Here is a 12,659-nt window from a genome sequence, read left to right on the forward strand (position 1 = left end):
AATAATCAAAAAATAAAAAAGCTCCCTAACGGGAGCTTAAACGCACATAACGTGCCCAAATAAAATACTATCTATTTTAGGACGCAAAGTCAAGAAAATTATTCATTGTCATCTTCGTCGTCATCATCGTTTAATTCTGATAACTGACCTTCAATACCATCAGGTAAGTCTTCGTCATCGTCATCATCAGTATTGACATAATCATCGTCATCATCAAAGTCATCAGGCTCATCATCAGCAGTGGCATCCAAGTCTTCATCTTCTGGATCATCATTGTCGTAATCAATAATATCATCGCTGCCAGTAGCACTAGCCAAAAAGGCATTAACTTTCTTATGGTGAGTCCGAGTATCTTCTTCATCCTCATCTTCAGGGTGATTAACCTCTTCATCTACAGATTCATACGGGAACCATGAACGAAGAGCCCACACATTTTCACCCATTGAAATAAATTCACCATCGGTGTTCATGTCAGTATAGAATTGGGGCAAACGTTCCCTTATTTCTTCATCGCTCACACCTAAGTACTTTTGCACAGCGTTAACAATATCTGCAAAAGCCATTCTCTTATTGTTATCTTCTAAAATTGCGCGAGCAACTTCAATCATTGATAATTCATTGCGATTTTTGTCTTTAAAGTCGTTTAATCCCACAATTGTATTCCTCTCTTTTAAACAGTCTTTCTTATTTTACTAGGCGTTCATGTAAAAATCAATGTGACGGTATAATTACCTATTAAGTATAGACCACTGTAAAGGTTATATTCAATCTGAAGTTCACGGGAATTATTATTTTTAGAAAAAAATTTAATAAATTCAGTTGTACTTTGCAGATCCATTTGATAGCCTTGTGCCACATAGCGACAATCTTTACGTTCGCCAACTATAAAATGTAACTGCGAGTAATTATTCTGGTCACTGCCACGCCTAATAATCACATTATTTTCTCTAATCAGTATTTTAACCGGTACTTTGCCATCTTCCAAGTATGAAACTCTAGTAGTTTCACCTGATTCAATTAGTTCTCCTTGGCATTTTTTAGTAAAAGTTTCGCTTTCTTTTCCTTGAGTTATTCTACTAGTAAAATCAATTTTTACTTTAGTCATCTATCTGATTCTTTGTAATAAAAAAGCCAACCATCACGATTAGCTAATATAATTTAACATCCTTCTTAATTTTAGCAGAAAATATTATAAAACAAATTATTTTTTAACACCACTAATTAGTTTTTTTAGGTGCTGACAGCAAAATATTAATACCACCAATTATAATTAGGCTTGTACTAATAACAACAATAAATTTTTCACCAAGATGATCAAGAATTACTCCGGCAACAACTGACGAAATCGGTCCACCAATATTGGCAAACGTCCTGATAGTCGTCAAAACTCGTCCTAAGTAATTATCAGAGGTCGAAGTTTGAATAATAGATTCTTCAAGGACATTATGAATACTGGTTGCAGGGCCAAACAGGAAAAGCAGGATACAAAGCATAACCATATTCTTTAAGAAAAAGAGCATAATAATGATAGGTATAGCGCTAATAATCCAGGCCCAACCAATTGTTTTAATTTTAGCTTTCATTTTGCCACCGATGACAGCACCAAGAATTATTCCTACCAGTATACAAATGTAAAAAGTGCTATAAAGTGCCGGTTGTCCTGCCTTTGCAGCTATCCGAGGCAAAATCAAGATCAGTGCAGGTTCTGCAAATGAATATAGTACGCTGGACCAAAGATAGTGAAACAAAAAGCTGTTTCCCTTTATGTAGCGGTAACCGTTGAGAATTTTTTGCCAATATTTTGTTAAGCCTTCATCTTTATTCTCTTTTTCTTTAACTACATTGTGAACAGGAATATTTCTTAGAGCTCTAATTAGTAATAAAAGTCCGAGCAAGCTTAAGCATGAACAAGCTAAAATAATATCTCCACTTGACAAAAAGGCCAGTAATGCGCCAGAAAGTGCAGTACCACCAACATTGACCAGCTGATCAACAATATTAATCTGGGAAATGATACTGGTCATTTCGCTTTCGTCTAACACAGATTCTTTTAAAATAGCCCGATCAGCGGGACCAAAAAACTCATCACAAATGGACAGAAGTCCGGCAATAATAATGGCAAAAGCGTAATATTTACTAAAGTAAATCATTGCAGCTGTTAACATAAAAAGTAGGACTACTTGGATCACCATTGAATAAATACTGGTTTTCTTGAAAGAATGATTGTCAATGAATGGCCCATAAAAAATAGAAAGGGCTGCAGTTATTGTGAAAATGGCATTGGTAATACCAACAACAGATGAACTCTTAGATTGTATTTGGATCCACCAAATAAATACCATACCAAAAAGTGAGTTGCCTAAACCACTGACTAATCGGGAAAGTAAGTACGGTCTTTTTTCTAACATGATTTTCCTCTAAAGCTTAGCTTGTTAATATCGTTTTATATTAGGCGCTTAAAATAAATAACCGCTTGTTTTACATGGAACGAAAATTTAAAATTAAAAACTTCTTGTTTTTCATTCTATCATTTTTTTTTAATAATAAATCATTTTTCGTAAAAAATTTCAAGAAAAAAAGAGTTTCGAGTCGTTTTATGTTAGATTTACAAAAGAGTTACTTTTAATAAGTTAAACAGTTATGATTTGGTCAAACTTATCTTTATTTTCTTCATGTAATTGGTGACTGACAAACACAACAGTAATCTTAGGTTGATTTAAAAAGTCATTTTCAACTTTGATAGCTCCAGCTTTATCTAAGCTGCTAGTCGATTCATCCAGTAAGAATAACTTACGATTACGTAACAATCCTCGAGCTAAAGCCAAACGTTGCTTTTGCCCACCAGATAAACTAGCGCCACCTTCGCCAACTGGGGTATCTAATTTTTGCGGCAAAGTGCTGACAAATTCCCATAAATCAGCCTTTTCCAATGCAGATTTTATTTCTTCGTCAGTAAAATGCTGGCCAAGTTCCAAATTATAGCGCACTGTAGCATTGAAAAGATATGCTGTTTGATCAATGTAAACAGTGTTAGACCGTAATGCATTATTATCAATGTCTCTAATCTCAGTTTGGTCTAATTGAAGATCACCTGTGTAATCGGTCAACCTACCGGCTAGAATTTTTAATAATGTACTCTTACCACTACCTGATTCTCCATCAACAGCAATTTTTTGACCATCATGAATGGTAAAGTTGAGTGGCTTTTTAAATACTGGCTTACCTGGATGATAAGCAATTTGTAAATTTTTAGCTGTAATATTAATGTCAGCAATTTTACTACCGCCTTGAGTATGAGCTTTAAGTGGCTTGTCTAATTGGTATTTGCTAAAAATCGGATTGAGTGCCTGCAATTCAGTCAATATCGGTGCAATAACCGCTAATGAATTAAAAACATTAAAGGCAAGCGAAGTAGATGAATTAATTACCCCAATAGTTACCTGCTTTTCTAAAATCAGAAAACCTGTCCAAGCTTGAATAGCTACTTGACTGATAACATTGCTGGCCCCAGCTATACTGCCATTATATGAGCTATACTTTGCTTGTCGTACTTTCGCCCCAATTAATTTTTTTATAGCATCGGTAATACGTTTTTCTATTTGTTGTTCTGCAGTAAAAATATTATAAGTAGCAAACCCTTGTAAGCAATCATTAATTACATTAACCACTTTTTCATTTTCCTTACTAGTAGTGAAGTTGCTGCTGGCGACTTTCTTTCGCACAAGCTGAGGTAATCCTAAAGTAAAAAGGGTCAAAATGGCTACCAGAGGCAGAAAAGTCCAATTAAATTTTATCAATGCAATTAGAGAAAAGATGGAATCACCAAAAATTTGTACCATTGAGAATAAATTTGTAAAACCATTTTCTTCAACTAAATTCATGTCATTAGTCAGCCATGATGTGTAAACTCCAGTATCATGTTTTTCAAACCTGGAAACCGAATAATCTTCTATGTGTTCAATAATATCCTGACGTAACCTTAAGCTAAGAAACTGCACCGTTTTTACGCTCAATACTTGTTCACTAATTAAGAATACAGTCATTACCAAAAACAATAAGATATTGAGCAAAATGTATTTAAAAAATGCTTGAAAATCAAGTTTAATTAAGCTATTTAAAATGAAAACATTAATTAATGAATTAAGAACCCGAAAAGCTGAGCAAATTAGTTGGAGAATTACTACCAAAGTTACTTTTGCCGGTTCTTGTTTAACGTATTTAAACAAATTTTTCATAAAACTTTACCTTAGGAACATCATCTTAAAATTAAAAACTACTTTTGTTTCATTTTACCATTAATTTTTAATAATAAATTATTTTTTGTAAAAAATTTTAATAAATAAAAAGGCTCCGAAAGTTAATAAACTTTTGAAACCCTGTCTGGATGGAAAACTGGTTTATTTTAGTTTTAAATCTTCTAATTTCATTATTAAATTTAATTATTTTGATACAATTTCAAATAGCAGAGGTTCTGCAAGCTCTAATTATAAATAAGTTTATAACACCTTAAGAAATATTTTCTAATTTCTAAATTCCTGTTCTATCAATACTTTAGGCAATCAAATTTCAAAAAAAAAGAAACCTAAAGGTCTCTTTTTAATATTAACTAATTTAACATATTAATTAAACTATTCTTCAGCAACAACGACAATTAGAGTTCTTAACAAATCCATAATTTACTCCTTTACATATTAAATAAATTCTTAATTACTATTCTAATTCTATTTTTATAAATTGTGGGTATTTTTTCATATTTGAAAATCACCTATTCATTTTATTTACAAATGTATCATATCCTGCTTTTTTTAGAATATTTTTTATTTCATTCGCCTCGTCGTATTTATTCCCAATTTTGTTTTCAAAATACACGCCTAAGATTTTGGGAAAGGCAACTTCAATTATGTTAGGTAAAGATCTTAAATAACTTAGTGGTAAATAACAAAATTCTTTTTTATCCTTCCTATAACTCCAATCAACAAAATTAATCATTAACGCACCTAAAACAACAACAGTTTTCCGATCCAAATTATCAGTATCCTTATAGCGACGAATAATACTACTAATTAAAAAGTTAGATTCTTCAATACTATAAATTTGAATAATATTTGTAATTAATATTAATCGATAATATTCGTTTTCTTCCGTATCCCTTTGAAATATAACTTTTTTTATTTGCTTTTTTTCACTATTTGTTAAGTTGCTTAAAGCATTAACATCATGTGTATTAGAAATTAATTTTGCTTGTAAAATAGCAAACTTAATAAAGGGTGTTTGCGGTGTTATTTTATTAAGTTTATTTATGATACTATTAATAGCTACGTCATTGTCCTCATTAGCAACCCTTACTAACTTGTTCATTAAAGCTGTTACTGTTTTTTTATTATTTTTTATGCCCTTAAATTCATCAAAAAATTCTTGTGGGTCAACATTGTGCTTCTGTAAAATTTCCAGAAAATCATTTACACCGATGTCATTTAAGCCTCGCTCGACCTTTGAATAAAAGGAAACGGAAATTATACCAGCTGCCATTTCTGTTTGAGTTAAGCCTAATTCCTGACGTAAGGCTTTTAATTTATTGCCTATATAGTTCATATGATCTCCCATCTATTTAATAATATTAGTGCCTTTATAATTATGAACAGTTTTGCCACAACTGGCAAAACTCATTATTTAATTTTAATAAAAATAATATTAACGGCAACTGTATTAAACTAAAAGGCTTAAGTTTGTTATAATTTAGGTATCAAATAACCTTTAAAGACTAATCTAGTAATTTTCGAGGATTCTATATGCCAAATTTCTACAGCCAAAAACTTAAAAAAGAAGTAGTTTTAAGAGATCCGGTTCATGAATACATCCATATTGAAGATCAGGTAATACTTGATATTTTAAAAACCAAAGAATTTCAGCGTATGCGGAGAATAAAGCAACTCGGGCCAATCTCATATGTTTTTCCTGGTGCAACTCATACACGCTTTGAACACAATTTAGGTGTCTATGAACTGACACGCAGAATTTGTAATATTTTTGCCAAAAAATATCCTTCTCAACGCTCAGGTGATGGTCTCTGGGACGATAATAACAGACTCCTTGTTGAATGTGCGGGACTACTGCATGATATTGGTCACGGCCCCTATTCACATACTTTCGAGCATCTTTTTGGTACAAATCACGAAAAAATCGGTCAAAAAATTATCACTGATCCAAATACCGAAATCAATCAGGTTTTGAGGTCTGTTTCACCCAATTTTCCAGCTCTTGTAGCTAGCGTTATTGCCAAAACTTATCCTAATCCACAGGTGGTAAAAATGATATCCAGTCAGGCAGATGCTGACAGAATGGACTATTTGCAACGTGACGTTTATTTTACTGGTGTAACCTACGGTAAATTCGATTTATCAAGAATTTTACAGGAAATTCGTCCCTACAATGAGGGAATCTGCTTCACAATGGCTGGTATGCATGCTGTTGAAGATTATATTGTTTCCCGTTATCAAATGTATCAACAAGTTTACTTTCATAGAGTTGGTCGTTCAATGGAAGTAATTTTACAACATTTACTTGAAAGAGCAAAAATTATTTACCAGCAGGGTAATTTGCCTGTAACACCAAGTTTAGCCAAATTTTTAGCCAATGACTGGACGCTTGATGATTATTTGAAGCTAGATGATGGCGTAATGGAAACTAATTTTTCAATGTGGACTAAAGTGAGTGACCCAATTTTGGCGGATCTAACCAAACGTTATCTTTTTAGACAACCCTTAGCCAGTATTTGTATTGATCAGGAAACTAAAAATTTACTACCTAAATTGAAAGATTTGATTAAACAAGCAGGTTTTGATCCAAACTATTATACAGATACCAATTCGGCTTTTGACGAGCCATACGATGCCTATAAGCCATCAGGCAAAAATGCCAACAGTCAAATTGAAATCATGCAGGATGACGGACAATTGATTGAATTGTCACAATTAAGTCCACTTGTAAGATCATTAAATGGCACACTTCAAGGCGATGAACGTTTCTTTTTTCCAAAAATTATGATGTCAAATAGTGATGAACCCCAAATTTTTGATCCCCTGTACCAAAAATTCCAACGTTACGTTAAAAATGGTGCGTTAAGATATATCAGAAAGCCTAAAAAATAAAAAATATTCATAAATTATTCTTCCAATTTAACAAAAAGGTGAAAATTTTATTATTTAAAAAGACTTAGGACAGGTAATAATCAGCCTATAGCTATTAATGAAGAATATTTAAATTTTGACGTAATGCAAAATATTGATTTAGCCCTTTTGAACAAGTCTTTATACCAATATTTAAAAAAATGTAAGTTACCATTAATTGAAAATTACGCAGAAATTAACGCAGTTAGAGCCACAAAAGAGCAACAAAGCTTATTACATTTGAGTGTTGACTTTCTTTTAAAAACTTTAGCTAACGTTGATACAATTTCCATATCTGGTAAGCGGGTACCTCTAGGAGTATTTGTTTCATACTATAACCCTGACTTATATACATATAGATTTAATGGCTCGAACATTTAAAAACCTTATCTCGCTTTTTAAAACGAAATAAGGCTTTTTTAACAATACACAAGTTGTTCACTGTCTAACTTATTAACACAATACTTTTTTCAATCATGATATAATAAATTTTGCATTATAAAGAAGTGATTTTTTTGATAATTTATCAACACATCACATCTATATCAAAATAAATTTGATAAAATTACTTTAAATATAACTAAATGTTTTCAATTAATTCCGAATTAATCTATCTAAGGAGTGGCTATCTTGTCGGCTATAAAGAAAGAAGAATTGATAGCTAAAGATATTCAATACCAAATTGAACAAGGCTTCATTAAATATGAACAAAAATTGACTGAACGTACTACAGCCAAAAATTATTCAGTGTCTCGCGGAACTGCCAGAATGGCTTTAAAAAGACTGGAAAAGCAGGGGTTGATCTCTCGCAAACCGGCAGCAGGTTACTTTGTTAACTACCGTAAACATGAACCTCTTTTAAATTTGATTAATTCTTTTTCAAATAAACTTGATTACCTTAATATTTCTCAACATGACACCAAATATGAAATACTGAGACATAAATTCATCGACACCGACAAAGAGCTTTCTGAAAAATTAAAGGTGTTATTGGGAACAAAAATTCTACTAATAACTCTCAGATCAGTTGAAAAAGAATCAAACGGTTATGTAGTTTATAGAATCTTTTTGCCAATTGACAACGGTTTTTCAATGAGTAGTGAAGAAATGATCTTCAATAAAATTAAGGAAAAACTGCAAACGGCGCAAGATGCAGATGTTACTTTAAACTTCTGTTTTGCTGATAAGCTAATTGCTAAAGCTCTTCACGTCAAAGTGCAGGATCCTTTGCTATCTGTTGAAACTACATTTACCACTACAAGCAATCAGACTTGTTTTTTTATAGAACAATATAGTGACGCCAAAAATACGGTAAGTATTATGCCGTCTCAGATAATAAGTGAAAAACTTGGTACATTTAATGAATAAAATTTCTTATAAAGCTCCTTTATACGAACAAATTGAACACCTTTTATACGAAAAAATTAGAACTCAAGAGTATTTACCGGGGCAAAAAATACCTAGTGAGCGTGAACTAGCTGAACACTATAAAATAAGCAGGACTACCACAAAGCGTGCTATCAATTCCTTAGTTGAACACGGGTTATTAGTGAGAAAACTGGGAAAAGGAACTTTCGTCGTCAGTGGTATTGACCAACGCTTTAATATTTCATTTGACAGTTCCCGTTCCCTGACCAATTCAATGTCTCTTAAAGGAATTATTATCACAAACAAACAAATTAAATTTTTTACTAATATTGATTCAAAATTTTTACGGCAAAAATTAGCTCTTAATGAAACTGAGCCCGTTTATGGGGTTCAACGGTTAAAGTTACATTGTGGCAAACCCTTTGCACTTGAAAATTCCTTTGTTCCGGGAAAGTTCTTCCCTAACTTTTATCAAATTGATTTTAATAATATCGGTTTATACGATTATATTGAAAGCATGGGACACTTTTTAAAGGCACATCAAACTTATCAGCAACTCGAAACCTTGATGCCCGTGGAAGCAAAACTATTACAAATTAGTACCAACTCATTTGTTTTCAAATCTTGCTATTCAACCGCTGATCAAAATCAGGATATCATTGAATACACTGAAAGCTACGTCATTGCAAACGAAGGGTCAATCCGTTATCATGTAAACCTCAGCAATTAGACCTTATATTTTTTTGAAATAGCAAATCCCGGCCAAGAAAAAATAACTAAAGCCATTAAGGCCATTAAAATACAGGTTAAGAACAAAAATTCATAACTGGTATTGTCAATAATTAATGCTCCGAATAAGGGACCTATTGCTTTGCCTAAAGCACTAAACATTTGAACTCTGCCTTGATAATAACCTGTTAAATTTTTAGGTGATTCAATGTCTACAAAGCTGGCAACCCCTGGAAAAAGCAATATCTCTCCTAGGGTAAGTAAACACATAGATGTCACATAGAGGCCGTAAGTGTTTTTAAAAGGTAATAATAAAATTGCAAATGATGCCAGCAATAATAAAATACCTATATTTAATCGTCCTCTAATATGTTTTAACAATAATTCATCAAAATGAGTAACAACAGGTTGAAATAAAACAATTAAAATTGCATTGAATGTCCAAAGAAAGCTGTAACTTTTAACTTTAAAGCCTTTTTCAACCATAAAAGTGGAGAGATTGCTTTGCCATTGTTCATAAATGAGCCAGCAAATTAAAACCATGATAAGAGCACCTAGAATCTTTGGTGTTAATTTTCCCTTTTTTATTGCTTGCTTTCTGTCGCCAATTGTTTGGTTAAACTGAATATTGTAATTGATAACAGCTACCACTAAAAACAATACTTGAATTATGGTTGCAATGGCAAATACGTAAGCAATTCCCAAAGGCATAATATATCCAACTGTAAGAGTTCCAAAAACTAAGCCAAAGTTCGAGGCGAAGTATAAGAGGTTAAATACATAACTGGAACGATGATCGCCGACTCTAGTTGCCAAAGAATTTTCACAAGTTACAGAAATACCATTTGCAAGACCAGACAAAATGAGCAATAAAGCGTAGGCCGGCCAAGCATGAAAAAAAATAAGTCCCCCTAAAGCAAATATATTTAAAATTATTCCTAGTAAAATGGAGTAATAAGGACTCCAGGTATCAAACAATTTACCACCAATCAAACTACCCAACATGGTTGCAAGTTGATTTAAGAATAATACAGATGCCGCAACTACCAAGCTTTTATGTAATGTTTCATGTATATAGATTGTATTTAACGGCCAAATAAAACTCATTGCAGTATTAGTAATTAAAACACCAAGAAGTAGCCATTTTAAAGAAATAGTTCGTCTTTTTTTCAACATTTTTTCACCTAGTTTTTACTTAAAAAACAAAAAGAAATGAGTTCATTTAATCTCATTTCTTTTTGATGACTCTTAAATTAAATAGCAGCTAAACTCCTAAAATGTTAAAGTAAGCTCCTGCTATACTTACGATTAAGACAATCAACATAATTAACAATGGATTCATTTTCTTCTTAAGCATCCAGTACATGACGCCAAATAGCGCTAAGACACCTAGTCCCGGGGCGATACCATCAAGTAGTCCTTGGATCGTCTGGGCGCCTTTACCGGAACCTATTTTTGTAATAAAGTTAATTTTTGACATGCTCATCGTCATGCCACCAACAACCATGATCCCCATGATTGAAGCATATTCCATAACCTTATCCATAATGCCGGACTTCTTTAGTTTATCAATCACGTTTGAACCAAGACCGTATCCTAAAAAAGTCATGACATATCTGATTATAAAATGTGGTACATCAAAAATTATCAAGAAAAGTAAAGGTCCCAATATATTTCCCTGCATTGCTAAGGAAGTACCAACACCAGTAGCCAGTATTCTTAAAGTTCCCCAGAAGAAAGCATCACCAACTCCTGATAAAGGACCCATCATAGCGAGTTTCACAGCCGAAATTGATTGCGTATCAAAATCTGGATCACTCGCATTTTGCTCTTCCATAGCAGTAGCAATACCTTCTGGTAAAGTAATAATATACGGAGTAACATTATAAACTTCTAGACTTCGCGTCAATGCAGCTGATAAATCTTCTTTTTTAGGATAAAGTTTCTTTAAGATTGGGATCATGGCAAAAGTATAGCCAACATTCATCATTCTTTCGTAGTTCCACAAATGCTCTGTTGGAATACTGCGCCAAAATACTTTTTGTAGATCCTTTTTAGTTATTTTACCTTTATATTCAGGCTGTATTTTAAAACTCATCGAAACCATCTCCTTGTTCTTCTGTTGCTTGTCCTGTGGCGGGTTCAGTGGCTGTAGCTTGACCTTTCTTATCATCTTTTCTCTCAACAAAGATGTACATTACAATGATGATTAAAGCAGCAAATAAAGCTACACCTGTTGTTGACAAGTTGCCATAAGCAACCATGAAGAAACCAATGAAAAAGAACACAGCAACTTTCTTGTTCATTATCATTTGTGCTAACATGGCAAATCCTAATGCTGGCAGTAACCCTGAAGCAATAGTCATCCCCGTCGAGATAAATTTAGGCATATTGCTGAGTAAAGTAGTAACCGCATGTTGACCAAAGTAAAATGCGGTTGGTACGATAACTAAGCCCGGTAATTTACCAGCATAACCACCAAGGATCATATTACGTGCAATTGCCTTAGTATCTCCATCCTGGGCGTTTTTATCAATTCTGTGAACAAAGATCAACTTTAGTGGCTGACCAATTGCTGTTTCTAAAGCCAATACTATAGTAGCAATTGGAATACCCAATGTTAAAGCAGCTGCTGAATCCGCATGTGCTTGAATTGCCAAAGCAGTTCCTAAAATAGTTCCAGAAACCATATCAGGCGGAATATAAGCACCAATTGAAACTGAACCTACCATGGCCAGTTCCATGGCACCACCCATAATAATGCCGTCTTTTAAATCGCCCAATACCAGTCCTGTTAACATCCCCATAACTAGTGGACGTTGAATTAAACTTGTACCAGTAAAAGCATCACTATAGCCAATTAAAGCCACAATGAAAATCAAAAATGTTTTTAAAATCATTTAGAACATCTCCTTTACCGCTCTAAATTACGTTTTTGGCCTCAATCTTATTTTCTGTAGGTACCATTTGGATAAAGACATCAACTCCTTCATCAATTAATTCTTTAATTGTTCGTTTTTCGTCTTCATTAATATAAATACTCTTGCTAATCTTTTGCTTGCCGTCACCAAATGAGATATTGCCCAAATTAACTGATTTAATATTAAATTCACGAGCTAACTTGGCCGCTATTTCAACAGTTTCACAAATAATGAATAAACTGTAGCGATCGGTTTTGCCACTCTTGATGACATCAATTGCACCTTGTGTGTCTTTTACTACTACCTTGACACCACTGGGCTTAGCCAAAGCAAGCATTTGTAATCTTAACTTATCATTTTTCAAGGTGTCACTAACTAGCAAAAGTGCATCAGCTCCAAGAGTTCCTGTCCATGACACAGCGACTTGGCCATGCAATAGACGGTAATCAACTCTGATCATTTTAATCATTTAAAA

At 33.2% G+C, this 12,659-nt stretch carries 12 protein-coding genes; 3 read left to right on the forward strand and 9 right to left on the reverse strand.

Annotation, left to right across the window (positions count from 1 at the left end; translation table 11 throughout):
- Positions 1-98 precede the first annotated feature (98 nt).
- The 5 genes from rpoE to LDX54_RS07650 all read right to left on the reverse strand — a co-directional run bounded on the left by rpoE (position 99) and on the right by LDX54_RS07650 (position 5,592).
- On the reverse strand, positions 99-653 hold the full coding sequence (rpoE, locus tag LDX54_RS07630; protein WP_046325417.1) for a DNA-directed RNA polymerase subunit delta: 555 nt from the start codon (positions 651-653) through the stop codon (positions 99-101).
- A 47-nt stretch (positions 654-700) separates the two neighbouring features.
- Entirely contained in the window at positions 701-1,105 is a 405-nt protein-coding gene (locus LDX54_RS07635; protein ID WP_122037926.1) for a DUF1934 domain-containing protein, read from the reverse strand.
- Between the two features lie 112 nt (positions 1,106-1,217).
- On the reverse strand, positions 1,218-2,408 hold the full coding sequence (locus LDX54_RS07640; RefSeq protein WP_265667544.1) for an MFS transporter: 1,191 nt from the start codon (positions 2,406-2,408) through the stop codon (positions 1,218-1,220).
- Between the two features lie 222 nt (positions 2,409-2,630).
- Entirely contained in the window at positions 2,631-4,235 is a 1,605-nt protein-coding gene (locus LDX54_RS07645) for an ABC transporter ATP-binding protein (RefSeq protein WP_265667543.1), read from the reverse strand.
- Positions 4,236-4,761: 526 nt separating this feature from the next.
- A complete protein-coding gene (locus tag LDX54_RS07650; protein ID WP_265667542.1) occupies positions 4,762-5,592 on the reverse strand; it encodes a helix-turn-helix transcriptional regulator in 831 nt (276 codons plus the stop codon).
- 197 nt (positions 5,593-5,789) lie between these two features.
- Between LDX54_RS07650 and LDX54_RS07655 the strand changes: the two genes are divergently transcribed.
- The 3 genes from LDX54_RS07655 (at position 5,790) to LDX54_RS07665 (ending at position 9,264) form a co-directional block, all read left to right on the forward strand.
- Positions 5,790-7,148, forward strand: coding sequence for an HD domain-containing protein (locus LDX54_RS07655; RefSeq protein ID WP_265667541.1), 1,359 nt, complete (start codon positions 5,790-5,792; stop codon positions 7,146-7,148).
- Between the two features lie 648 nt (positions 7,149-7,796).
- Entirely contained in the window at positions 7,797-8,534 is a 738-nt protein-coding gene (locus LDX54_RS07660; protein ID WP_187156718.1) for a GntR family transcriptional regulator, read from the forward strand.
- Positions 8,527-9,264 carry a GntR family transcriptional regulator gene (locus LDX54_RS07665; protein WP_265667540.1) on the forward strand — a complete coding sequence of 246 codons (738 nt, stop codon included), beginning with the start codon at positions 8,527-8,529 and terminating at the stop codon, positions 9,262-9,264. The genes LDX54_RS07660 and LDX54_RS07665 overlap by 8 nt, the downstream gene beginning before the upstream one ends.
- Here LDX54_RS07665 and LDX54_RS07670 read toward each other — a convergent pair.
- The 4 genes from LDX54_RS07670 to LDX54_RS07685 form a co-directional block, all read right to left on the reverse strand.
- Complete coding sequence (locus LDX54_RS07670; protein WP_265667539.1) at positions 9,261-10,439, reverse strand: MFS transporter; 1,179 nt, start codon at positions 10,437-10,439, stop codon at positions 9,261-9,263. The genes LDX54_RS07665 and LDX54_RS07670 overlap by 4 nt on opposite strands.
- Positions 10,440-10,527: 88 nt before the next feature.
- A complete protein-coding gene (locus tag LDX54_RS07675) occupies positions 10,528-11,361 on the reverse strand; it encodes a PTS system mannose/fructose/sorbose family transporter subunit IID (RefSeq protein WP_046325426.1) in 834 nt (277 codons plus the stop codon).
- Positions 11,351-12,163 carry a PTS sugar transporter subunit IIC gene (locus LDX54_RS07680; protein WP_122026420.1) on the reverse strand — a complete coding sequence of 271 codons (813 nt, stop codon included), beginning with the start codon at positions 12,161-12,163 and terminating at the stop codon, positions 11,351-11,353. Before LDX54_RS07680 ends, LDX54_RS07675 begins: the two co-directional genes overlap by 11 nt.
- Positions 12,164-12,185: 22 nt before the next feature.
- Complete coding sequence (locus LDX54_RS07685) at positions 12,186-12,653, reverse strand: PTS sugar transporter subunit IIB (RefSeq protein WP_046325428.1); 468 nt, start codon at positions 12,651-12,653, stop codon at positions 12,186-12,188.
- Positions 12,654-12,659: the final 6 nt, after the last annotated feature.

It is taken from the genome of Lactobacillus sp. IBH004, from assembly GCF_026185255.2.
GTDB lineage: Bacteria > Bacillota > Bacilli > Lactobacillales > Lactobacillaceae > Lactobacillus > Lactobacillus melliventris.